This is a genomic window from Photobacterium sp. R1, from assembly GCF_054600795.1.
Window position 1 is genome coordinate 55,848 of record NZ_BAAHZP010000017.1, and the last position, 23,652, is coordinate 79,499.

Genomic DNA, 23,652 nt, shown 5'->3' on the forward strand with positions numbered 1-23,652 from the left:
TCGCTGTTTTCTGTGTTTCGATCACCCGTTGGTTAAAAAACCAAACTTCCTGAATATGGTTGCAGCTTCTGCAGATTCCAGATAAGCATAAAACGCCTTTGCCGCTGCTGAAGGGACTTTTTTCGTCAGCACCATTGGATAAGTGATCGGCTGGTGCGTTTCGGCAGGAAAGCGGGCCAGCACTTTGACGTTGTCTGCAATGGAAGCATCGGTTTGATAGACGATCCCCAGCTCTGCTTCCTGTCGCTCGACCAGCAATAATGCAGCCCTGACGTTATTCGCACGGGCCAGTCGAGGTTCAGCCTGCTGCCAGAGCCCTAAGCCCTCCAGCGCCTGTTTCGCATACAAACCTGCGGGGACATGAGCCGGATCACCCACTGCCAGCCAGCTCCCTTGCAACGAAGCGGCAATATCCCACTGAGCATTCAGTTCAATTGAGTTTTCCGGTGAAGAAATATGCGTGATCAAAACCAATTGATTGTGCAGTAAATCTTTGCGCGAATCAGCATTCGCCGCTTTTTGCGCAATGACATAATCCATCCACTTTGTATTTGCAGAAATATACAGATCTGCAGGGGCGCCCTGAGCCAGTTGCCGGGCTAACGCTGAGGAAGAGGCGAAAGACAAGATCACATCATCACCGGTCTTTTTCTCAAAACGATCGGCCAGCTCTGTTAAAGCATTTGTCAGAGAAGACGCAGCAAATACCAGTACTTTTTCTTTTGCGCTTACAGGCTGCAGGGACAGTAAAAATACAAACGGAAGGCACTTCCACCAGCGAAGACGCATCATCAGACTCCTTTCAATTCAATCACACAGGCATAGTAAATGAGACGACTATACCCGACAATTATTTTCTGACTACTAGGTCAGAAAAAAGCACCCACGAAAAAAAGAGTCCTGGACAATCACAACTGAGTTAAGCGGCGATTGGCCAGGACTCTCGTCCGCCGTGTTTTGCTTTCCGTTGAAAACTGCCTTTACCTTTTTTGGCTTTTTCAACCCGGCTTCGGAAGACTTTGCTCGTGACCACCGCTTTCAGAGCATTATCCTGAATCACTCCCCGACCGTGTTCAGTTTCAAAAAACGTCTGCTCGTTCACTCTTTCTTTCGCTTGTTCAGCGTGTTTCTTTGCCATGATTAACTCCTTTGTCGTTCATATAAAGGGCAAATTTCAAGCGAAGTGTACGCCTGATCACACAAATTTCAAGTGTCTGTGCGAAAAACTTTATTCAACAGTTGCAACTTCAGAGTCTGGCTCAGACGGTTCAATAAAATGTTGATAGAGCTTCAAAAATTCCAGTACCGCTTCTCTGGCGATATCCGTTTCACTGTTGGTCAGAAATACCATTCCAGTCTGAGTTGCCGGGTTAAACAGCATTTCTGTCCGGATCCCTTTGACCCATCCGCCATGATGAACAAAACCCGGGATCCCCTGATAATCGAAAGTGCGCCAGCCAAGCCCATAATAGACTTTACTCAGCTTGGCTCGATACCGGTACTGGTTCGCCCGGATCGCGGGCTGATGCAGCAGAACCAGATTATCTTCACTCAACACCTCCGGATATTGCCCTAATTGAGCCAGCATCCACTGCGCTAAGTCTTGCGCGCTTGCATTGACGCCAGCCGCCGCTGGAACCTGATAATAATAAGGTGCAGGCTTCACCGCAGCGTAACCGGATTTCACACGGACATGCGGCTCAACTCTGTTTTCTGTGCTCAGAAAAGCTTTTAACCCAAAACTTGCATGCTGCATGTGCAGAGGAATAAATATCTGTTCTGTAACGAAATGGGTGTAATCCATCCCAGACGCCAGAGAGATCATATCGGCACTCAGGTTATAAACAATATTCTGATAGCTGTAACAGTCACCCGGGTCACAGACAAACTTCACGCGGTCTAAAACGGATAAAATGCGTTTGTAGCTGACATCATGCTCAAGCAGATCCGAGTAAGCTTGAGGGACCAGTCCTGTTGTATGCGACAACACATTTCGCAAGGTCACTGTTTTCCCAAGCGCCGGGTCACTAAACTCAATATTATCCAGATAAGGAACGACATGGGTGTCCCACTCGATCAAGCCTTTATCAACCAGTATTGCTGTTGCTGCAGAGGCAAAGGTCTTTGAAATCGAAGCCAGGGGGAAGACGGTCGCAGAATCAATCTTCTGATTCCCGCCTACCTTTGTGACACCGTAACCACGAAGTAAACGAATTTGCCCATTCACAATCACAGCCAGAGCAGCGCCGGGGATCGACGTTTTCACAGCCTGACTGACGTATTTATCAAGGGCAAATACAATATCATCACCGGGAGCAGCGATGACGCTTTGAGCACCAAACAGACAGAGAAAGCACCACAACCAGGTTCGACAACACACAACACCACCAGACTCGCCGTAACTCACAAGAGCACTCAAAATAGGTATAACGTATTCCGCTTGAAACAGGTATCGACCTCACAATTTTCACTTCTTTTTCCTGCGACAATCTATACTCAAACGTATCAGTTAACATACTCACGCGATTGCCCATGATGTTCGATGCATGATCCAATTCAGAGCGTTCCTTGTTCAAATCATGTGCACATGCAGATACCACCCTCACATAAAATGTGATATCCATCACATTAAATGGGTAAATCATGATTTGACGCACACTTTACAGTGACGAAATGAGTTTGTTTTATAATAATGACGACTCATCCGATGAGTTATTTTGAGATCAAGGGCACATTTTGATCCTGACGCTGATCAGCCAAGATTCAATATGCCGCCTCAATCATACTAAGAAAAAAGATAAAGGTTGGTACGTATGAAAGTGGTCGACTTTCTCAAACAAAAAAGTGAAATTCTGGCCAAGCACCCATTCGAATTGAAAGATTGGTTGTCGCCTTCAATCCGGGATTACTGGATTGAGTTTTTAAACAAAGCCCATGTATCCGGTTGGTCTAAAGCAGAAAGCATTGCACTGAATGGCGATGCTATACAAGAAACTGCAACCATTGAAATTCATCCTGAAGCAGCAAAGCTGATGGAAGAGCTCAATGCATCGCTGGGTGAAGAAACACATGTCGGAGAATGGCTGACGGTTGACCAGGATAAAATCAACCAGTTTGCTGCAGTCACTGAAGACCATCAGTGGATTCATACAGACCCTGAGCGCGCAGCTGTTGAATCGCCATTCAAAACCACAATCGCACATGGCTTTTTAACTTTGTCATTGCTTTCTGTACTGACAGACAGCGTTGATCCGGAAAACCAGAAGTTTCCGACAGCAAAAATGACCGTGAACTACGGCCTGAATCAGGTACGCTTCCCGTACCCGGTGAAAGCAGGCAGTCGTGTTCGTGCACGCACGAAAATTCAATCGGTTTCACCGATAAAACGCGGTCTGGAAATCGTGCAGGAAATTTCAGTCGAGATTGAAGGCTGCCGCCGTCCTGGTTGTGTTGCTGAATCGGTTGTCCGTTTGTATTTCTGATCAAAACACTCGCCATGCCGCTTCAATATCAGTTTGAAGCGGTATGGCACACCTCCCCTGATCATTTCAGTTTTTTGTCTGAATTCTCCTGAAATCTTATCTGTATCAGATCTTTGCATCAAACAATCACACGACATTTCAGGATCTGTATCCGGTTTGATATTGTTCAGCTTTATTGATCATTACGCTTATATGATCGTAAATAAGGTACAGGGAGAGAAACCATGAAAAAAACAAACCCATTTTCTGCAACTGACGCCGATCGGGCTGCAATCTGGGAAATGCTGGTCACACGTGATATCAAAGCATACTGTGATGCCGACTGGCTCCAGGTTGCCGATGACTTTGTCGCAGATGAATTTTATGCCATCAATGCCAACCGGGAACACAATCCTGCAAAGTGGACTTTTGCATTCTCTACGCTGGCTGAGTATCAGCAAGAATGGCTCCGACAAGCAAAAGTGGCTCAGGGAACGATGTATAACGAACCTCTGGAAGATGCCGTCCATGCTGCAACGACACTCAATGAGATTCAAATTGAAAATGGACGGGCAATTGCGCGTAAACAATTTAACGGCAAAATTCAACGTGCAGATGGAGAAACCGATGAGCTGCTGTGGCAAACTCTTTATTATCTGAAACAAACAGATGCCGGCTGGAAAATTTGTGGTTTTACCGGATATCTTCCCCACACAAATTAATCTCCAAACAAAAAAGCTACCCTGAACAGGTAGCTTTTTTCTTCAGACAGAAAGCGAGAAAATACAGGCTGACAGTGGTAATAAACCGGATAAAAATAAGGTCAATCCGAATCCATAATTCGCAGCAATTTCTCTGTTCTTATCCGTTGCAATCAGTTCAGACGACAGCTTCGTGTTCGATTTCATACCGCCAGCATCGTGATCATTTCTTGTACTTTCCCTACCACCATGCCAAACCAGCGCCGCCATTCCCCATTGCAGTGCGAACATATAAAAAAACACATCCTGATTCACTTCAAACGGCAATTCAGAAAAACGATAACCGACCCAAACAGCGCCACCCGCGAGTAAATTCATCAGAAAAAATGACTTTAATAGATTCTTCATGTTTGTTTTGATTAAAAACCAGCCAGACATGCTAATTCTGCCACGAATGTCAGTTCATCAACAAATATCCGTACACCAAAGGTACAAGAAATCTTTAACTTTTCATCTCACGAATTTGATTCAGGTATTTAATCCAGCCTCTTGAAGTTTCAGTCGATTCAAGATGATCAGCTTTCTTTGCATGTATCAGCGCCTGTTCAAACTGCTGCAACTTGTAATACGCACGAACTTGCGCCAGCTCGACCTCTGCTTCTCGCCCCTTTTGATGGATTTGCTTCAGTTCAGTCAGAGCAAGCTGATAATGCCCTTCCTGCAGTAAAAGCTGTGCCAGCTGCCACCGGTACTGTGCGTCATGCTTGATGGCTTTTCGCCAGAATGTCATTGCTTTATCCCATTCTTTCGCCATCTGCCAGTATCTGGCTTGAGTGACAATTAAATCTTTATCCGTCTCACTGTTTTCCAGCAGTGCAAAAGTGCGAGCTGCTTTTTCCGGGATACCTTGCTGCGCATACAGCTGGCCAAGTGTTTTGATATCTTGCTGAGACAGTGCAACATCCTGACGCTTTGCAAGCGCTAACGTTTCCAGCGCATGGCGATGCCGGCTGAGTTGCATCTGAATTCCGGCCATCTGCCGCCACCAGAGTGTTTTTTGTGGTTCCAGTGCAATCAGACGATTTAATGTTGTCAAAGCAGGTGCCAGCTGACTTAATTGCAATTGTGCACCGAGTTTTAACGATAACGGCTGAATTTCATCCTTCCGGTGAGAGCTTTCATAGTTTTTCAGCGCCTTCAGAACCGCCTGCCATTCTTCTATCTGATAATGGGCCTGAGCAATTCTCAGCCAGAGTTCATCCGCTTTTTCAGTCGCCGGAATTGCCTGACTCAATACGAAGTAATGCTTCAGCGCTGTCTTATACTGAGCCTGAGAAAGCAGAATATCGGCCAGCATACGCTGGGTTGACCGGGCCTGCTCATCTTCCAGCAAACCACTTTCAACAGACTGTGTCAGATGTTTGATTGACTGAGCCGGTTGTTCCGCCTGCCAGTAATACACGCCCAGAACCCGATCGATGAAAGCACGGTCATAAGCGCGTGAAATATCCATGCCTTTCAACAAAGCAATGGCTTCGCCCAGCTTATCTTCCTGCTGAAGTTTTTGGGCCTGTTGGACTTTACCAGCAGAATATTGTGAAAGCTGCGCTGAAAATACGACAGGCGTAAAAAACAGCATCAAAATGAATGCAAGTTTCTTCATGATTTATCGAGATTAAATTCCACTTTTACAGACTGCCCAGGTTGCGCCACTGCCTTGCCATTTTCCAGCTTAGGCTGATATTTCCAGCTTTTGAGCGCCCGAATAGCCTCACGGTCAAAAATTCGTTTGGGCTGCGCATCGACCACTTGAATGTCAGTGGGACGTCCACGGGAATCGATCGTGAAAGATAGAATGACAAAACCTTCAATACTTCGTTTTTGTGCTCTGGGCGGATACTTAGGCTCGACGCGATATAACGGCATCACCTGCTGATCCTTACCGATATCCGAAAACGCAGGCAATTGAATCGCCATCCCAGTTACGGATGCATCCAAAGCAACGGATGGCATTATCGGAGAGGTCAAAGGAGTCACTGTGCTGTTGGCATTCGTATGCTTCGGCACAGACTCAGGTGGCGGCTCCGGGGTTTCCGGCTTCTCAGGAACTGAACGCTGACGACGCTGAATCTCCGATTCCTGCTCGACCATCACCATATTAAATGCCAGTGTCTCTTTGGATTCCGGTAATTGATGGTGACCGTTATCCACCATCCAGGCCATAAAACTGAACAGGCCGCCCGTCACGAACATAGCGATCGGTGCGGCCAGAAATAGCCTGAACATCAGCGTTTCTCCGCTGCCAAAGCAATATTCTTCACGCCTGCCCCTTTCGCCGCATCCATGACTTTCACCACGGTACCGCTATAAGCATGTTCATCCGCCTGAATCACTAACGATGCTTCAGGTTGATCAAGCAGCATGGTTTCAAGAGTCGCCTGAACCCGTTCAACATCGACAACACGTTTATCGATATAAACATCATTGGCAGAAGTGATTGCGACAAAAATACCCGCATCTTTCTGACTGACCACATTGCTGGCCTGCGGGCGATTCACCTCAACGCCGGATTCACGGACAAACGAACTGGTGACAATGAAGAAAATCAGCATGATAAAGACGATATCCAACATTGAGGTCAGATCGATCTGAGCTTCTTCACGAGCGGCTGATGGACGACTTAATCTCATCATTGACTCCTTAAGATTTTTTCGAGTTTTTGTTCACGCATTTTGCAGGCTTTCGCCAGTCGGGCATGCACAAACATTCCGGCCAGTGCGGCAACCATACCTGCCATCGTGGGCAAGGTCGCCAGAGATATACCAGAGGCCATTAACTTGGGCTGGCTGCTTCCCTGACTGGCCATGACATCAAAGACAGAGATCATTCCGGTGACGGTGCCCAGCAATCCCAGCATCGGACAAATCGCAACCAGTACTTTAATGATATTCAGATTCTGAGAAAGGCTGAGGTGTGCTTCATTCAGCCAGCCGGCACGGATAGCATGGGCGTACCAGGAAGTTTGATCCCCTCTGGCGCGCCATTGATCCAGCCATTTTTGTTTCTCTTTCGGATATGTACATGCTAAATACAGAAGTCGTTCTGTCACCAGCATCCAGCAAAGTAACACGATAGCTGCCAGCCACCAGAGAACCTGACCTCCCTGCTGCATAAATTGCTGCAGGGGCAGCCACCAGTGACCGGCGAAATCAGCACTGAACAATGCAACATCCATTATGCAGGACTTCCCGATTTTTCAGCCTCAGCAGCAACCAGGCTGATCCCTTGTTTTTCAAGAATGTTACGAATAGCGTCAGCCTGAGTGCTCAGCACATTATGAGCAAGCAGCAACGGCATAGCAGAAACCAGACCCAGTACCGTGGTGACCAGTGCCATCGAAATACCACCAGCCATTACTTTCGGATCCCCGTTACCAAACTGGGTAATCACCTGAAAGGTTTCAATCATACCGGTTACGGTCCCGAGCAGACCGAGCATCGGCGCCAGTGCTGCAAGTAATTTCAGCATCGACAAACCACGCTCCAGCCCTTGCTGTTCATCGACGATGGTTTCCAGCAGGCGCAATTCCAGCGCTTCAACAGAACGATTCTGTTCTTTATCGTAAACATTCAGCACCCGACCCAATGGGTTATTCCCGGGTTGTTCCGGCTGCTTTAACTGCGCTTTGATTTGCTGGCGAATCCAGAACAACTTCCCGCCGCGGTACAACGCAATCACAACACCAATGGCCAGTAAACCCAGAATAATCTTACCGACTACCCCGCCCTGAGACAGACGTTCCATCAAAGAAGGTGTATGAGCCAGCTGCTCCAGCATTTTTCCACGAGACGGATCAATCACGGTCATCTGCATGCCCGAGTCAGCCATTGAGGCCATTTGGCTCAAAACTGGCGCACTTTCGGGTTGTTTCAGATAAGGAGTTGCAACCTTACGCTCACCATTCCATGCAAGATACCCTTGTTCACCGACCAGCCCGAAACTGCCGAGACGATACGCATCCACATGAGATTCATAGCCTTCGCCATTTATATAAGGTACAGAGACCTGACGCATTTCTGAGCTCGCTTTGATCTGCTCAGTCATTCCCTGCCATAACCCACGGAGTTGCTTCAGGGAAGGCAGTGCCTTCGCAGCGACAATCTCTTGCACAACCTTGGCATGCTGCTGACGATCTGCAGCCGTCACTGAAGTATCCATTTCAACGTCTAAGTCTTTGGCTGTCTGACGAACCACCCCAAAGAGCTCCCCCAGACTGCCTGATTCCAGTCGCAGGGTTTCTTCAAGTTGCGCCAGAGACTTTTCATTGTTGCTGAAAGTATGACTCAGACGATCCGTTTCTTCGTTCAGCTTTTTTCTCTCCGCAAGAAGAGCGTTCCGCTGGGCGCGAATCTCGGCCTCAGTTTGCTGGAAACCAGCTTCTCGAGCTTGCTGATGGACTTGCTCTGATTTCTGTTCCTGACGTGTTTTTTCTACTAACCCATCCACGGCCAGTACCGAACCAGATAAAGATACGAGTGACAGTGCTAAAGCCAACGTTTTCAGTTTCATCCTATTGAACCTCCACGTGAGCTGACACCGGCAGTGAAATCAGTCCGGGTGCAATTTGTTTCGCTGCCATCGCATAGGCTTTATCCAGCTCAGAACCCACCTGCGATTCCAGTAACTGCCACTTGGCGTCCTGTTCATTCCAGCCCCAGTAACGTTGTCCATCCAGACTACGTGCGACAAAAGCTAGTCGTCCCAGATACAGCAAGTCAGCTTCAATGCTTTCTGTCGGTGACAAGGTCACTTTCCCCTGATACAGACCCATCTTGGTGCCGTAGTCCATTTCAATCTGATAGGCTTCCAGAATACGGCGATACTTTTCCGCATCACTGACATCTGCCTGCGCCATCATGAGTTCCAGCTTGGAAACCCGTGCTAAACGCTGATCGCGTTTGATCGGTCGGTCTTCTTCAACCAGGGTTTTCAGGCCGTCGATCATCTGATACATCAACGGCACAACGCCCTGACGGGTTTCCTGAATTCCGGTAATTTGTTCATTTAGACTGGCTTTTTCATTTTCCTGACTGTCAACCAGTCGGGCCAGGTGATCCCGGTAAATGGTCAGATTCTTGACTTCTTCCTGAAGCGCTTCGATGTCTGCCTTCATCGACAGAACGTGTTCCGCACTCGTATCGATCTTCTGTTGGCTTTGCGCTGCAGATTGATTCATTTTCGTTTCGATAACGCGAGCAGAATCAAGGCTGGTGGCTGCTGCGTTCACACTGAGACCGATGGCTATCATGGCCAGGCTGAATTTCACTTTGTTCATTTGGAGCAGTTACCTTAGCATCCGGTTCAGAAAGTCAAACCCGATGTTCGCTTTCTACAACTGTTATGATACTCAGTTATCTGAGCTACTGGTCACACATCTTAGTTGAAAACAAATCTCATTTAAACTATAAATCCGGAAAATTTCTTTCCGCCGTTTACATGAGAATCAACTAAATTCTCGGACAAAACGATCGGGTGAACCCAGTGACCAGTCGCCTAGGGAAAGCTATAATGTGCGGCAAATCAGTAATTCGGAATATAAAGTGACCAACCTCCCTCTTGAAATCATTCAACGACAGCTCAACGACTTAGGGTTTCGGCCTGAGAATATGCGCTTCGTCACCGTCTCAGCCATGTCACCTGAACAACTGGAAGCGTGTACTGCCCAGCAGGATGAATGCTTTTACAACAGTTATATGAACGTTATCTATGGTAAGGGAGAGCGTTACATTCTGGGATTCCGCTGTGAAGATCCGATTGTTGATCACGCGATTATCCGTGTCGGAGACCAATATTTTGACCCAACTTTACAAGCGAACGGGAACTTTGAACCGTATCAGTTTGCTGTTTTAACCGAATTCACTGTGTTTGATATGATGAAACACGCGAAATCGAATAAAGATTTCCCGCCGGATTTGGATTATCTCCTCAGCAAAAAAAGTAAATTCAAAAACATCATTGCCGCGAACTAAAGCTGAATCGCATGACTGACTCTGGCCAGAGTCAGTCAAAGCCAGTGCACTTTCTTCAATCATTTTCCACTAAAAACTTGAGCTCATGCTCAAAGTTCTTTCATTTGTCTTACTTTTTACGCTTACACCATGAGATTTCGCGATTTCTGTGGCATAAATGTGCTTTGTAATACAACACTCATATAAGAGAAGACTCTCTTTTTAATTATCAATAAGTAATAGGAAGGCAATGCATGAAACCCTTGGTTTTCAGTCTGTTCAGTTTACTCCTGACCGGATGCAGTAGCGGTGTATTGATCTCTATTCCTGAAGATTTTCAAACTGCCGATAAAGCCAGCCAAGGCTTTCTCGTCGGCAGCCTGGGCGCCACAACAATCTGGCCCTCAACCGGCGAAAACCTGCAAACAACACTGATTTTCCGAAGCACGGAGTCGAACGATCGCTTCAGTGTCTCAAATGATAATAATGACAGTGATTTCAAGACAACACGTGTATCCGGTTCATTATTCACCCTGCCCTTGCCCGCGGGAACTTACCAGCTGGATACGGTCACCTTTAAAGGAACGGATGGCAGGAAAACGGTGCAAACGCAATCTGACAAACCTTTGAATATCAGTTTTCATATCATCGCCGGCGAAGTTACCTATCTGGGACAGTTTATTGCAAGCAGCCAGGTGTCCAAAAGCCCGTTGTGGAATACCGAATACCCGAATGGGCGCGGCTACCTGACTCATACTTATGCAGAAAAACAAGACAAGGCGTTGCTTTATCAGCAGCATCCTGAGCTGTCATCATTTCGCTTTCGCGCCGCTGCTCTGCAAGGAAGCCCTTCAAACTTGCTGAAAATTGAGACGAAGACGGCTCCTCAAGGTTAAAGTGACAGAGTCACATAATTTTTGTTTATCTTTAAATGAAATACAGGCACTTAGAACAAATTTTACTCAGACTCACAAAGCAAAAAAATACCATAGAAATCTGCTGGCCCAGTGCTTGACTTTGGCAAATACGACATGGAATCTGGAGTCCGAGCATTTCCCACAGAGTTATGCACAGCTTTTGTGGATAACGAAAACCAAAAGATATCTTCTCTTTCTCCATGAAGTAATATCGTTAATTTCTGAGCACATACGAAAAAGGCCAGACGATGTCTGGCCCGATTCAACCGTTATCTCAAGCTTTCAGCTTACTGAATCGCTGAACATTCAGCGCTTTCGATACTCAGATTCGAGTTAAATTTATATTCAGCAAGGTATTGAACCGCCGTTGGATAAAAACCGACATTAATGGCTGCTTCAAGGTCAGAAAGGTCAATTTTATAAGTTTTCAGGCCAACCTCGGTCAGTTCGTTTGGTAAGCAGCTGTTAGCGTCCCCTTCTTCAAAGCACATACCCGCTGTATCTGGAATTTTGGCACAACCGACATCCGTTACCGAACCGACTGCATTCACCAGATCATCCCGCGAGCCAAAAGGTGCATTATCAGGCAGACCCACATTATAGCCCTGCAGTTCTGTCCAGGTATGGTATCCATCCGGTACACCTGTAATACCTTGAGTATTCGCGCTGTAAAGCGTAAATACTTCAACTTTGCCCTCTAACAAATCTTTTACTGTCTCTTCATCACAGCCAGCCAGGGCCAGGAGTGAGCAAAGAATCACTGCTGCTCTTGTCATTTTTCTATCCTTTGTATTTATGAGTGTTGCAGGGTGAGTATCTTCTACCAAAAAGCAGAATTCCACTTCCAGACATAAAACTGATAGCTGGCTGCCATTTTCTTCAATTGTTCTGTTTTCGGCTCAAATTTGCTTATTTTTCACCCACATTTATCCGCAATGCTATCTGATGTGCTTTTTCGAATTTCAAAACTGATAGCATTCATTTTAAATCAACTATATGCATAAATTTGAACAAATTTGCTTTTTCCGCAATCTTATGTCCCAATGTGGGCAAACTTCTTACGTGACAATAATTATCAATCAAAATTTTTAGAATTTTTCCCTCTCCTGGTCCCCACCAATCGAAGGCACGCTATGTCGTAGAGGAATTGACCTGACTTAGCATAACATCCTCTATTCATTGAAAATTCCACGCCAAAACTTAACCTCAATCACGAATAAATGGTGAAATAATCAACAGTTTGTATGATTTTCTTGGCCGCAACAGCATTTTTAGTATTTCCTCTTGCCCAATCACTTATTGATGTTTTTATTAATTCATTCAGATCGTTAGGCTACAGCTAATGATTTTTTACTTATCGAAATAAGGAACCATGATGAAAACATCTGTATTAGCGTTAGCCTTATCGGCTGTTATTGCTGGCCCGGCGCTGGCAATCCCGGCAGCAGATCTGGATCAGCTTGGTCAGGGATTGGATGTGACCTACACGGTTGTAGATAACACCCAGCAAGACTGGGTCTCTTTCCGGGCCAGACTTGATTTTACGAACCAGAGCGCCAAAACCCTGCCTGCAATTGGCTGGAGTATTTACTTTAGCCATATCCGTATGGTGAAAGATGTTCTGAATGAACAAGTCAAAATCACACATGTTAACGGCGATATTTTCAAACTGGAACCAACGGACAAGTTCGTTCCTCTGGCACCCGGCCAATCACTGACCATTGAGTTTGATGCTTCCGACTGGCAGGCTGCGAAAACGGACATTATGCCGAACTGGTATTTTGTTTCTGAAGACAATGGCAACACCATTACATCTCTCATCACCAGTACCAGCAACCACATCAATGGTGCCGTGCCAACCAAACCTTCTGAAGAACTGCCGTTTGTTGCTGATTTTACATCGCCACAGCAATGGAAACGTTACGGCAGTGCTGCGATCACGGATTACTACGATCCCTTCACCGCGCAAGATCGTTATCAGCGTAATGCCGATCTGAGTACTCTGGAAAACCCTGTGGGTGTCATCCCATCCCCAGCCCAGTTCACTCTCGGCAGTGGCAGCGTCAGTATTGATTCAAGCTGGGTTGTTGTTTATGACAATGGCTACGAAGGCCAGGCGACCTTCCTTGCCAATCAGTTAGGCCTGACGGCCGTACCATGGTCACCGGCCACGAAAAAACGTATCAACATTGGCTGGAGCCAGGTCAATGTCAATGGCATTCAAAAATGGGATGAAGCCTATAACCTGAATGTTAACCCGCAAAACGAAATCATTTCGATCGGTGCTGCGGATGGCGCAGGTGCACTGTATGCCTCTCAGTCATTACTTCAATTGGTCGATGGTAACCAGATCCCCGCGGTTGATATCGCGGATGCACCGCGTTTTGCGTATCGCGGCCTGTCCGTTGATTCGGTGCGCAACTTCCGCAGCAAAGACTCAATCATTCAGCTGCTTGACCAGATGGCGGCGTTTAAGCTGAACAAACTCCATCTCCGTCTTGCTGACGATGAAGGCTGGCGAATTGAAATTACAGGACTCCCAGAACTGACAGATGTCAGTTCAAAACGTTGTCATGATCCGGAAGAAAAATCCTGTCTGCTGCCATTCCTGGGTGCCGGTCCGGACGGTAGTGCTGAATCAAATGGATACTATACGGCAGAAGATTACCGGGACATCCTTCAGCATGCGGCTTCGCTGAGCATTGAAGTAGTTCCGGAAATTGATATTCCTGGCCATGCGCACGCTGCGATTAAAGCCATGGAAGCGCGCTATGACCACTTTGCCGCTCAGGGAAATCTGGAAGAAGCCAGCAAATACCTGCTGACAGATTTCAGCGACACAACAGAATATCTTTCTGTTCAGATGTTTACAGACAATGCTATCAACGTTTGTATGGATTCAACCTACAATTTCGTTGATGCTGTGGTCAAAGGTCTGGTGAACCTGCATCAGGGAGTTCAGCCACTGAAAACCTTCCACTTTGGTGGCGATGAGATTGCCGGTGCATGGGTTAACTCTCCTGTCTGTCAGGCATTTATTGCCAACAACACAGATGGCGTCAACAGTGTTTCTGACCTGAGCCGTTACTTTGTCGAGCGTATCTCTGTCATTACAGCGAACTATGGTCTGGATATGGCAGGCTGGGAAGACGGTCTGATGCACAGCGGACAAGTCTACCCCCGCTCTGAAATGGCCAACAGTCAGCTCTGGGGTAACGCCTGGCAGAATATCTGGGAATGGGGTGTTGCTGACCGTGCCTATAATCTGGCAAACAACGACTATAAAGTTGTTTACAACCATGCCAGCCACCTGTATTTCGACCATCCATACGAGCCGGATCCAAACGAACGCGGTTACTATTGGGCGCCACGTTTCACCGACACCCGGAAGACCTTTGGTTACATGCCGGATGATGTGTTCGCAAATGCCGACTTCACCCGTGCCGGTGCACCAATTACGAAAGAAGACGTGGTTGCCGGTGCTGGTGTGAAAAAACTCCTGAAACCTGAAAATGTATTGGGTATTCAGGGTTCGCTGTGGGCTGAAACAGTCCGTACTGAAGCTCAGTTCGAAGGGATGACTTTCCCGCGTGTTCTGGGTCTGGCCGAGCGTGCATGGCATACGGCGGGCTGGGAAGCCAATGACAACGCTGGCACCCCTGTAGACAAGGCAGCCCGTAATACGGACTACAACCGCTTCGCAAACCTCCTGGGCCAGAAAGTGCTGCCGAAACTGGAGCAAAGCGGCATTACGTTCAACCTGCCTGTCCCTGGCGGCGTCCTCGAAAATGGTGTCCTGAAGGCGAACTCCACCTTCCCTGGCCTGACCATTGAGTACTCAGTCGATCAGGGCGCAAGTTGGCAGGCTTATGATCGCCTCAATCCACCAGCAGCGGCGAGTGGTGTCCAGCTGCGAACAGTGTCTGGTGACCGAAGCAGCCGGGTTACAACAGTGAATTAAGCAACATCATTGCCCGAACGATAAAGAGCTCCGTCAGGAGCTCTTTTCATTCATCAATCGGGTGCTTTACTACTCGGGATCAGCCCAGACAGCAAGTTCATTACCACTCGGTTCTGTAAAGTGGAACCGGCGGCCTCCGGGAAACGCAAAAATCGGTTTCACAATTTTGCCGCCCGCTTCGATGACTTTTTGCTCTGTCGCTTCTAAATTATCACTGTACAGCACAATTAAAGCCGCACCTTTTTCTGATTCAGATTTCAGGGGCGCCGCATAAAATCCCCCATCCAGCCCCTGATCCGAAAAAGCTGTATATTCATCACCATAATCTGTAAATGACCAGCCAAAAGCGGATTCAAAAAAAGCTTTTGTTGCCGGCAGGTTACTTGCAGGAAATTCAACGTAATTAATCTGATGATGCTGTTTCACTGAATGTCTCCAGAATTATTGACGGTAACGATATCATAGGCTGTCTATAACGCCTCTGTCCGGAGCCCGCACAGATTTTCTGGAATTCTTTTGCTTTCTTCAAAAAAACAGGGTTAGAATGCCAACGCAAAATGATACTGAAGACAACAAGCTTCGGTTGAACATACAGAATGATTAAACGTTAGTCGGGGAGTCGAAAGGCTGAGACCACGCTGTGGGACCCGTTGAACCTGATCCAGCTCATACTGGCGTAGGGAACTAGCAGACTTGCCTGCCACTAAGCGCCAGTTCCTGACGGCTCAGTGACCATCGCGACTGTTCGTCATCCCTGCCCCATCATGAATCATGATATTGATGCCAAGGGATGAAAATGAACAAGTCAGCTCACAATGAACTTTCCCCAGAAATTAAAACCCCGATTACACTGACAATTGCAGGTTCAGACAGTGGTGGTGGTGCCGGGATACAGGCTGATATCAAAGCCATTTCGGCAACTGGCGGCTATGCCTGTTCGGTTATCACGGCACTGACGGCTCAAAATACACAGAGCGTAACGGGTATTTTTCCGGTCAGCCCGGCGTTTGTTGAACAACAGCTGGATGCTGTCTTCAGCGACCTTGATATCCAATCGGTAAAAATAGGCATGCTGAGTGATGCGACTATCATTCGTGCTGTTGCTAAAAAACTGCGTCAATACCGGCCGAAATTCATCGTTCTCGACCCGGTGATGGTCGCAACCAGCGGTGACTTATTACTGGAAGCCGATGCCATTTCCACCCTGAAATCAGAACTTCTTCCTCTGGCAACACTGATCACGCCAAATCTGCCAGAGGCAGTCGCTTTAACCCGAAATCCATCCCTTTCTGGCACAATTTCACCTGTTGTACACACAAAAGAAACAGAAGAAAAAGAAGCGCTGATTGAGCAGTTGAAACAACTCAACACTGAAGCTGTTTTGCTGAAAGGGGGACATTGGGAACAGGAAGCACAAAGCACGGACTATCTCATCCTAGAAAGTGACACCGTCACCCTAACTGCTTCGCGAGTTCAGACGCAGAACACGCATGGCACGGGATGCACGCTGTCTGCAGCGATTGCTTCTTATCTGGCTCAGGGATACAGCCTCACAGAAGCCGTGACACGCGGGAAAGCCTATCTGACGCAAGCCCTGTTACATGCGGATCAACTTCGGATTGGCCAAGGTCATGGCCCGGTTCATCACTTCTATTCACTCCAGCCGCGTTAAGGAGAAGCAGGTGCCTGAGCAAATCATCACTCGTCAGGAAGAAAACCACATGACTGACCGGCAGGCAGGCTTGGGGGTTCAGTTGAATAATATTCGTCTGCATTACCCTGATCAGGAAATGCCATTATTCAGACAGCTGAATCTCAGTTTAATCCCAGGCCAGTGGCATTGCATTCTCGGGCAAAGCGGATGCGGTAAAACCACATTACTCAGGCTACTAGCCGGATTATTACCTGCCGACGTCCATTGGCAAGGGAGCATTAAAACCAGCAGCAACCAACCTGTGAATGCACAGATTGCCTATATGGCTCAGCAGGATTTACTGCTTCCCTGGCTGAATGTGCTGGATAATGTTTGCTTTGGTGTTCAGCTCAAACACGGAAAAGTCAGTGAGACGCATCAGTCACAAGCGATTGAACTGTTAGAACGCGTCGGCTTAAAAAAATACATCTCTGCCCCCCCATCAAGGCTCTCTGGCGGAATGCGTCAGCGGGTTTCACTCGCCCGAACCCTGATGCAGGACCAGCCACTCGTATTAATGGATGAACCTTTTTCAGCACTGGATGCTGTCACACGATACAAATTGCAGGATCTAGCTGCAGAACTGCTGGAAAACCGAACCGTACTGCTCATTACACATGACCCTCAGGAAGCACTCCGTCTGGGACACTCTGTGTTCCTGATGCAAGGCCAGCCCGCAAAAATCAACTCGCTGCCACCCCCGGACGGAACGATTCCGCGTGAAATCGACGCCCGTCTTGTGAATTGTCAGCAGCAGATCCTGAAAGCCCTGAGTTTGGTAAACCAACACAATGACTAAATTATTGGCTCAATGGCAAACTGGCACGCCTGTCAAAACACGTTCTATTCACCATCACCCGCTCGCGCGGCTGGTGATCAGTCTTGGTGTTCTGGCCCTCGGCTGGCAGGCTGTGGTCACAGTGTTTCAATTGCCCGGTTTTATCCTGCCGGAACCACTGGCTGTACTCAATAAACTGATTCAGCGCCACGATGTACTGCTTCGCCATGCCTGGGTCACAACCTGTGAAATCATGCTGGGTCTGGTCACAGGGTTAGGGTTCGGACTCTTTTGTGCATTGTTGATGCTGCTTTTTACCCCTGTCAGACGCTGGATCTTGCCCCTGCTGATAGCCAGTCAAGCGATTCCTGTTTTCGCACTCGCCCCAATTCTGATGCTCTGGCTGGGGTACGGTATCGCCTCCAAAGTTGTGATGGCTGCCATCATCATTTTCTTTCCGGTGACGACCTGCTGCTATGACGGTCTTCGCCATACACCACAAGGATATCTTGATCTGGCAAAAACACTTCATGCAACTCGCTGGCAAATCCTGCGCCACATCCGGCTGCCGGCTGCATTACCGGCACTGGCATCCGGAATCCGTGTGGCTGTTGTCGTCGCACCGATTGGTGCCGTTGTCGGTGAGTGGGTCGGTGCCAGCGAAGGGCTGGGCTACCTGATGTTACAGGCCAATGCCCGAATGATGATCGACGAGATGTTTGCAGCTCTTTTTATATTGGCCAGCCTCTCTGTTGCTCTTTATTTCGGGACCGACTTTCTGCTGAAACGCGCAATTCCATGGCTGCCTGAAAACAGTCAGTCACAATCATGATTTAACCAAGGATACGCTTATGATTCACTTCCCCACCCGTACCGCGATCGCTGTCGCAGTGACAGCTGTGACATTCCAGGCACAAGCGAAAGAACTCACTTTGATGCTGGACTGGTTTGTTAACCCTAATCACGGCCCGATCATCATTGCTCAGAAAAATGGCCTGTTTCAGGAGCAAGGGCTGGACATTAAAATTCAGGAACCAGCCGACCCGTCCATGCCCGCCAAACTGGTTGCCGCAGGCAAAACTGATTTAGCCATTTCTTACCAGACCAGCCTGACAATTGATGTGGCGGCAGGTCTTCCGTTGATTCGGGCTTCCACCCTGATTGCAACGCCGCTCAACACCTTGATGGTCCTGGATAAAAAAGGGATTGAATCACTGGCTGATCTGAAAGGAAAAACCATTGGAATCGCCATTGCAGGAAATGAAGAAGCGACTATTGGTACCATGCTGAAAACAGCCGGTGTTGATTTCTCCGAGGTCAAAATCGTGAATGTTGGCTGGGCACTCTCTTCTTCGCTGGCATCCGGAAAAGTTGACGCCATCTGGGGTGGCCTGCGTAACTTCGAGTCAAACCAGCTGGCACTGGAAGGCTATCAGGCAAAAGCGTTCTTCCCTGAGGAGCACGGTGTACCGCCTTATGACGAACTGGTCGTGGTCGCCAATAAAAAACAGTACAACGCTGAAGTCCTCAAAAAATTCAACAAGGCACTGGAAAAAGCAACGCAGTACATTGTGAATCACCCGGATCAAGCCTGGAAAACCTTCATCTCATATTCACCCGATACCCTGGACAATGAGCTGAACAAAATGGCTTGGCGAGATACCTTGCCGCGCTTTGCTCTCCGTCCGGCAGCGGTTGATCAGGCCCGCTACGATCAATTCTCTGATTTTATGTATCAACACAAGATCATCAATAACGCCCCCAAAGCGAAAGATTTTGTCCCGGCTTTTTAAGCCAGGTCAGAACACAAGAAACACACATTTCAGGGAATACACATGAATCATCTGGATTTGATCAATGCATGTCAAAATGACTGGCATGACTACACCCACCACATCTTTGTGCAGCAACTCGCCAGTGGGGAACTGAACCCGGGGGCTTACCTGCACTATCTGAAACAGGATTTTTTGTTCCTGAAACATTACGCCCGTGCTTACGCCCTGGCTATTTTTAAAGCGCGGACTTTAGACGAAATGCGACGCCCTCTCCCGGGGTTACAAGCGTTGATTGGCAGCGAGATGCATCATCACGTCAGTTATTGTGAACAATGGGGACTCACTGAGTCAGATATGGAGGCGGAAGCCGAAGATGTCGGCACTGTGGCTTACACCCGTTATGTGCTTGATACGGGCATGGCTGGCGACATGGCTGATCTCTTTACGGCCCTCGCACCTTGTGCGATTGGTTATGCCATGATCGGTGAAAGACTGATTCATGCCACTGAAACCAACTTAACCAATAACCCATACAGCAGCTGGATTACGCTGTATGGTGGCGAATCCTTCCAACACGATGTACAGAACAGCATCCATTATCTGAACAGTCTGCTGGAAGAAATCTCTGTACACAGTCCGAGAGGTCAGCAGCTCATCAACATCTTCAGGACAGCGACACGAATGGAAGTTGCGTTCTGGCAACAGGGACTGACTGCAGCCGAAGCATCATAAATACCGGATCTGATAAGCCATTTACAAAGGGCCAGACTGAGATCTGGCCCTTTCCCCAGCACCAGCCTCATCTCAGAATGTGCTTCTTCCCCTGTACCCGCAAATTATTTCCCGGCCAGGTGTAAGTTCTCCAGCATATTCAGCAGGATACCCACGCCATCTTCCAGCATTTCATATTGCCGCGCTTTACCGAGTACCCGGATTCCCTGCATTTGCATGACCAGAAAGCGGCTGAACTGAACCGGATCCGTTGCTTTATCCCATTCACCGCTTGCCTGTGCATTCCGGATTGCCTGTTGATAACGTGCAGCCAGGGTTTCGAAGAGTAAACCACCCGATGCCAGCACACTTTCATCACAGTGGGCCCGTTCGAGCAAAGCATTTTGCATGAAACACCCACATTTCTGATCGCGCTGTAGGGCAACAAAACGTTTCAGATAAGCCAGAATATCGGAGTAACCCGATTCATCGTGCAAAATTTTTCGCAATGGCGGAAACGACACCTGTTGCAAGTAATAATCCAGCGCTTCACTGAAAAGAGAGGCTTTATCCGTATAAGTGTTGTAAAGACTGAATCGGTTGATCTCCAGATGTTCGACCAAATCCGACACTGAAGTGTCGGCATAGCCTTTTTGCCAGAACAGTTCCATTGCCTGGATAAGCTTTTCTTCTCTGTCAAAATTTTTGGTTCTGGCCATATTGATTCTCACTGGGATCTTTTTTCATGTTACGTACTTGACGTAAGGCTGTTTATTCCCTTAGATTTTAATCTAAACGTTCATTCCGATAAAGGTGCATGATGAAAATCTATGAGCTCGCCCCCTCCCCAAGTGCAAGACGTGTGAGTATCTTTCTGGCCGAAATGGGCATCGACGTTGAACGGGTTTCCGTTGATATCCGCAGTGGCGAAAATCTAACGGAAGCATTTCAGATCAAGAGCGCGAACCACTTAATTCCGGTACTGGAGCTGGATGACGGTACTACGATCTGTGAATCCATCGCAATCTGCCGGTATTTTGACGAATGTTACCCTTCCGATAAGTCTTTGTTCGGCAATTCGCCGATTGAAAAAGCACAGATTGAAATGTGGCAACGCATTGTTGAATTGAAAGGTTTATTGGTTGCGATGCAGGCATTCAGGAATCTGACCGGTATTTATCAGGACCGTGAAACCTGTATTGAAGCATGGGGAGAAGTCTCACGGGACCGCCTTGTGGCATTTCTGCCGGAACTGGACCAACAGCTCTCGAAGTCGCCCTATATCGCTGGCGAGAAATTCTCTGTGGCAGACATTACCGCCGTTGTGATGTGCAATTTCATGAAAAATCTGAACGTCGAGGTTGATGAGTCACTCCCTCACCTTCAGGCCTGGCTTCAAAAAGTCAGCACCCGCGCTTCAGTATCCCGGTAAAAAACAACAGAAGGAATTTGGATGATTGATCTCTATACGGCGCGTACGCCAAATAGTCACAGCATGAAATGAGCCAAAAAGAGTGGCCGGGAGGCCACTCTTTTCAGATTGAATCGTACTTAAGCAGAGCGCTGCCACCACTGCGGGATGACCGTACAATTGCCGGTATTGCCGGACAACCAGGCGTGCTCGCCTTCGATCGTCAGTTGCAGTTGCATTGTCCGTTCAACCATGCCCTCAAGGCATGCAAGTGCTTCATCTTCGATGAACACAACCGAAACATTTTTATATTGTGAAGCTTTTGATTTCATGGACTGCCACCAGATTGGCGCAGCATTATCACCATAAGCATAAATCACCACGCGATCGGCTTTTTGGGCCGCGCGTTTCACCCTTTTTTCATCAGGCAGACCCAGCTCAACCCACAGCTCGATCTCATCGCTCAGATTCTTTTTCCACAAATCAGGCTCATCGGTATCACAGAGCCCTTTGGTAAAGGCCAGATCCTGATCGGCATTCAGCCCCCAGGCCAACACCCGTAACATGAGCCGCTGCAGTGTCTCCGACGGATGACAAGCCAGTGTATGTGACCCGTCAAGGTAACAATCCCTGTCCAGATCAGCGACATTCATTTGCGCTTTATAAATGGTGGCTTTCAGAGCCATAATTGAGTTTCCAGATCATCAGTAAAAATTAATTATTGCCGCCGTAAAGCTGCAAAACGCTGATTCATTGCTTCCAGCGCATTTGCAACGTGTTGACATTCCAATGTTACACGCTCATCTGAAAATTCACTAAAGCCATTTGCATAATAATCTTGCGAATGGGCTAATTTCGACTGCCAGGCAATTAAATCCACTTTTGGCAGCTGCTCTTTGACAACAAACCGGCCCGCCTGTATGTATTCAAGTGCGAGCCGGGAGTATTCAATGTATTGATCATTCACCTGTCGGCGGGTTTCATCCATACTCCTGGTACAAGCCTGAAGCACTGCATCCTTGAGCATGTATGTCGTATACAGATTGACCAGTCTTTTCGCATTTTCACTCAGGGGCTGGCCGGGTTGAGGGTGACTGGTAATGCCTGCTGCCTGCACAGATGTTGCAGAAAATGCAGCAAACAGGCCAATCGCCATGACTTGCCGAGATATCCATGATCTATTCACAATCGTCCCCACTTCTACACAAACTGAAAGTCGTCACCGCACACTGAGATTTTTCAGAGGCAGCTTAAAAACAGGTGGGGAATAATTCGGCAAGCGTGATTTGTTTGGCAGCCAGTGCCTCTTTGACAGATTTAGGCAGTTGTTTAATTTTATATTCCAGCTGCATCGCCTTGCGTTTATCCCCAATCCTGATACTCCATGCCAGATTCAGAGGCCCTTTTCCTCTCAAAGAACGGGCCCCTTTCTGACCAGACTGGTGTTCAGAGAAACGACGGTTCACATCCGTCGTTACTCCACAATATAGGCGATTACAGCGTGTACGTATTAAATAGACAAACCAGATTGGTACAGGATCACGCTTATTCACTTAACTCTCTGATTTTATCTTTCAGCATCAAAATTTCTTCTTTTAACGATGCAACTTCATCTTCGAGCAATGCCAGACGTTCCTCTGTCTCCTCATCATGACCACCGGAAACACTGAACTGAGACTGACTCTGCGTTGAGGACATTTGCGCGATGTCTTCATCACCAAACAAATGCATATAGCGACTGTCACGTTTACCGGATTCACGGGGAAGCTTGACCACCAAAGGTCCTTTGCTGTCTTCTGCCATGGAAGCAAGCACAGTCTCTGCTTCTTTCACATCCGCAAATGTGCACAGGCGGTTCGTTCTGGTACGAATTTCACCTGCCGTTTGCGGGCCTCGGAGCAGTAAGACACAAAGAATGCCTTTTTCCTGTTCAGAGAACTGAAGTGTACTGAATTCAGTATTGCAAAAACGGTGCTGATATTTGGTGACACGACTGCCAAAGCCGGTCACTTCCTGAATCAGGCGCTTAGATTTCAGACTTTCCAGCGTATCCATCACCGTCGCTTCATCCAGTGACATCACGGGATCGCGGTTACTTTTTTGATTACAGGCAGTTGTCAGTGAGTTCAGAGTAAGGGGATACTGATCCGGCGTGGTCACTTCTTTTTCCAGCAGACAGCCAATGATTCTCGCTTCAAGAGGGCTAAGAGTTATCTCCATACAAATTGATCCTTTT

Annotated in this window: 28 protein-coding genes and 1 riboswitch; of the genes, 11 read left to right on the plus strand and 17 right to left on the minus strand. The window is 47.7% G+C overall.

The features are described from left to right. Positions 1-21: 21 nt before the first annotated feature. The 3 genes from modA to ACYP03_RS20945 form a co-directional block, all read right to left on the minus strand. Complete coding sequence (modA, locus tag ACYP03_RS20935) at positions 22-792, minus strand: molybdate ABC transporter substrate-binding protein (RefSeq protein ID WP_459781994.1); 771 nt, start codon at positions 790-792, stop codon at positions 22-24. 127 nt (positions 793-919) lie between these two features. Then, positions 920-1,138 (minus strand): alternative ribosome-rescue factor A, encoded by a 219-nt coding sequence (locus ACYP03_RS20940; protein WP_459781995.1) that lies wholly within the window; start codon positions 1,136-1,138, stop codon positions 920-922. Positions 1,139-1,228: 90 nt separating this feature from the next. Further along, positions 1,229-2,380 (minus strand): serine hydrolase domain-containing protein, encoded by a 1,152-nt coding sequence (locus ACYP03_RS20945; RefSeq protein WP_459781996.1) that lies wholly within the window; start codon positions 2,378-2,380, stop codon positions 1,229-1,231. Between the two features lie 433 nt (positions 2,381-2,813). Here ACYP03_RS20945 and ACYP03_RS20950 point away from each other — a divergent pair, with 433 nt between their 5' ends. Both ACYP03_RS20950 and ACYP03_RS20955 read left to right on the plus strand, forming a co-directional pair. Beyond that, a complete protein-coding gene (locus ACYP03_RS20950; RefSeq protein ID WP_459781997.1) occupies positions 2,814-3,482 on the plus strand; it encodes a MaoC family dehydratase in 669 nt (222 codons plus the stop codon). Between the two features lie 224 nt (positions 3,483-3,706). Then, a complete protein-coding gene (locus tag ACYP03_RS20955) occupies positions 3,707-4,183 on the plus strand; it encodes a hypothetical protein (protein WP_459781998.1) in 477 nt (158 codons plus the stop codon). A gap of 42 nt (positions 4,184-4,225) precedes the next feature. Here ACYP03_RS20955 and ACYP03_RS20960 read toward each other — a convergent pair whose 3' ends face one another. The 7 genes from ACYP03_RS20960 to ACYP03_RS20990 form a co-directional block, all read right to left on the minus strand. Then, complete coding sequence (locus tag ACYP03_RS20960; protein WP_459781999.1) at positions 4,226-4,570, minus strand: hypothetical protein; 345 nt, start codon at positions 4,568-4,570, stop codon at positions 4,226-4,228. Between the two features lie 94 nt (positions 4,571-4,664). After that, the gene (locus ACYP03_RS20965; protein ID WP_459782000.1) at positions 4,665-5,825 is read right to left on the minus strand and encodes a tetratricopeptide repeat protein; all 1,161 of its coding nucleotides are present in this window, start codon (positions 5,823-5,825) and stop codon (positions 4,665-4,667) included. Further along, positions 5,822-6,448, minus strand: a complete 627-nt coding sequence (locus ACYP03_RS20970) for an energy transducer TonB (protein ID WP_459782001.1) — start codon at positions 6,446-6,448, stop codon at positions 5,822-5,824. The genes ACYP03_RS20965 and ACYP03_RS20970 overlap by 4 nt, the downstream gene beginning before the upstream one ends. Further along, a complete protein-coding gene (locus tag ACYP03_RS20975; RefSeq protein ID WP_248143315.1) occupies positions 6,448-6,852 on the minus strand; it encodes an ExbD/TolR family protein in 405 nt (134 codons plus the stop codon). The genes ACYP03_RS20970 and ACYP03_RS20975 overlap by 1 nt, the downstream gene beginning before the upstream one ends. After that, positions 6,852-7,397 (minus strand): MotA/TolQ/ExbB proton channel family protein, encoded by a 546-nt coding sequence (locus ACYP03_RS20980; protein WP_459782002.1) that lies wholly within the window; start codon positions 7,395-7,397, stop codon positions 6,852-6,854. Before ACYP03_RS20980 ends, ACYP03_RS20975 begins: the two co-directional genes overlap by 1 nt. Then, positions 7,397-8,731 (minus strand): MotA/TolQ/ExbB proton channel family protein, encoded by a 1,335-nt coding sequence (locus tag ACYP03_RS20985; RefSeq protein ID WP_459782003.1) that lies wholly within the window; start codon positions 8,729-8,731, stop codon positions 7,397-7,399. Before ACYP03_RS20985 ends, ACYP03_RS20980 begins: the two co-directional genes overlap by 1 nt. Position 8,732: 1 nt before the next feature. Then, on the minus strand, positions 8,733-9,497 hold the full coding sequence (locus ACYP03_RS20990) for a DUF3450 domain-containing protein (protein WP_459782004.1): 765 nt from the start codon (positions 9,495-9,497) through the stop codon (positions 8,733-8,735). A 265-nt stretch (positions 9,498-9,762) separates the two neighbouring features. Between ACYP03_RS20990 and ACYP03_RS20995 the strand changes: the two genes are divergently transcribed. Together ACYP03_RS20995 and ACYP03_RS21000 are read left to right on the plus strand one after the other, a co-directional pair. Then, positions 9,763-10,191 carry a hypothetical protein gene (locus ACYP03_RS20995; protein ID WP_459782005.1) on the plus strand — a complete coding sequence of 143 codons (429 nt, stop codon included), beginning with the start codon at positions 9,763-9,765 and terminating at the stop codon, positions 10,189-10,191. 233 nt (positions 10,192-10,424) lie between these two features. Continuing rightward, positions 10,425-11,066, plus strand: coding sequence for a hypothetical protein (locus ACYP03_RS21000; protein ID WP_330960102.1), 642 nt, complete (start codon positions 10,425-10,427; stop codon positions 11,064-11,066). 308 nt (positions 11,067-11,374) lie between these two features. On the opposite strand, the gene ACYP03_RS21005 is transcribed toward ACYP03_RS21000, so the two are convergent. Next, complete coding sequence (locus ACYP03_RS21005; RefSeq protein WP_248142224.1) at positions 11,375-11,914, minus strand: hypothetical protein; 540 nt, start codon at positions 11,912-11,914, stop codon at positions 11,375-11,377. Positions 11,915-12,462: 548 nt separating this feature from the next. Between ACYP03_RS21005 and ACYP03_RS21010 the strand changes: the two genes are divergently transcribed. After that, entirely contained in the window at positions 12,463-15,048 is a 2,586-nt protein-coding gene (locus ACYP03_RS21010; protein ID WP_459782006.1) for a family 20 glycosylhydrolase, read from the plus strand. 69 nt (positions 15,049-15,117) lie between these two features. On the opposite strand, the gene ACYP03_RS21015 is transcribed toward ACYP03_RS21010, so the two are convergent. Beyond that, entirely contained in the window at positions 15,118-15,474 is a 357-nt protein-coding gene (locus tag ACYP03_RS21015; protein WP_330960104.1) for a VOC family protein, read from the minus strand. 176 nt (positions 15,475-15,650) lie between these two features. Continuing rightward, positions 15,651-15,748, plus strand: a riboswitch (TPP riboswitch). A 96-nt stretch (positions 15,749-15,844) separates the two neighbouring features. Here ACYP03_RS21015 and thiD point away from each other — a divergent pair. From thiD to tenA, 5 genes are read left to right on the plus strand one after another with little or no spacing between them, the layout of a single operon-like run. Further along, positions 15,845-16,720, plus strand: a complete 876-nt coding sequence (gene thiD / locus ACYP03_RS21020) for a bifunctional hydroxymethylpyrimidine kinase/phosphomethylpyrimidine kinase (protein WP_459782007.1) — start codon at positions 15,845-15,847, stop codon at positions 16,718-16,720. A 49-nt stretch (positions 16,721-16,769) separates the two neighbouring features. Then, positions 16,770-17,540, plus strand: coding sequence for an ABC transporter ATP-binding protein (locus ACYP03_RS21025; RefSeq protein WP_459782020.1), 771 nt, complete (start codon positions 16,770-16,772; stop codon positions 17,538-17,540). Then, positions 17,533-18,351, plus strand: coding sequence for an ABC transporter permease (locus ACYP03_RS21030; protein WP_459782008.1), 819 nt, complete (start codon positions 17,533-17,535; stop codon positions 18,349-18,351). Before ACYP03_RS21025 ends, ACYP03_RS21030 begins: the two co-directional genes overlap by 8 nt. A 19-nt stretch (positions 18,352-18,370) precedes the next feature. Further along, a complete protein-coding gene (locus ACYP03_RS21035; protein ID WP_459782009.1) occupies positions 18,371-19,312 on the plus strand; it encodes an ABC transporter substrate-binding protein in 942 nt (313 codons plus the stop codon). A 42-nt stretch (positions 19,313-19,354) separates the two neighbouring features. Then, entirely contained in the window at positions 19,355-20,026 is a 672-nt protein-coding gene (tenA, locus tag ACYP03_RS21040) for a thiaminase II (protein WP_459782010.1), read from the plus strand. 104 nt (positions 20,027-20,130) lie between these two features. Here tenA and ACYP03_RS21045 read toward each other — a convergent pair whose 3' ends face one another. Next, the gene (locus tag ACYP03_RS21045) at positions 20,131-20,724 is read right to left on the minus strand and encodes a TetR/AcrR family transcriptional regulator (protein WP_459782011.1); all 594 of its coding nucleotides are present in this window, start codon (positions 20,722-20,724) and stop codon (positions 20,131-20,133) included. A gap of 101 nt (positions 20,725-20,825) precedes the next feature. Here ACYP03_RS21045 and ACYP03_RS21050 point away from each other — a divergent pair, with 101 nt between their 5' ends. After that, complete coding sequence (locus ACYP03_RS21050) at positions 20,826-21,437, plus strand: glutathione S-transferase (RefSeq protein ID WP_330960363.1); 612 nt, start codon at positions 20,826-20,828, stop codon at positions 21,435-21,437. Between the two features lie 119 nt (positions 21,438-21,556). Here the strand turns inward: ACYP03_RS21050 and ACYP03_RS21055 are convergent, their stop codons facing one another. From ACYP03_RS21055 to ACYP03_RS21070, 4 genes are all read right to left on the minus strand, one after another. After that, entirely contained in the window at positions 21,557-22,102 is a 546-nt protein-coding gene (locus ACYP03_RS21055) for a YaeQ family protein (protein ID WP_248142216.1), read from the minus strand. Positions 22,103-22,134: 32 nt separating this feature from the next. Then, entirely contained in the window at positions 22,135-22,602 is a 468-nt protein-coding gene (locus ACYP03_RS21060) for a hypothetical protein (RefSeq protein ID WP_248142215.1), read from the minus strand. A 64-nt stretch (positions 22,603-22,666) separates the two neighbouring features. After that, the gene (locus ACYP03_RS21065) at positions 22,667-22,969 is read right to left on the minus strand and encodes a GIY-YIG nuclease family protein (RefSeq protein WP_459782012.1); all 303 of its coding nucleotides are present in this window, start codon (positions 22,967-22,969) and stop codon (positions 22,667-22,669) included. Then, a complete protein-coding gene (locus tag ACYP03_RS21070) occupies positions 22,962-23,636 on the minus strand; it encodes a YceH family protein (protein WP_459782013.1) in 675 nt (224 codons plus the stop codon). Before ACYP03_RS21070 ends, ACYP03_RS21065 begins: the two co-directional genes overlap by 8 nt. Positions 23,637-23,652 lie beyond the last annotated feature (16 nt).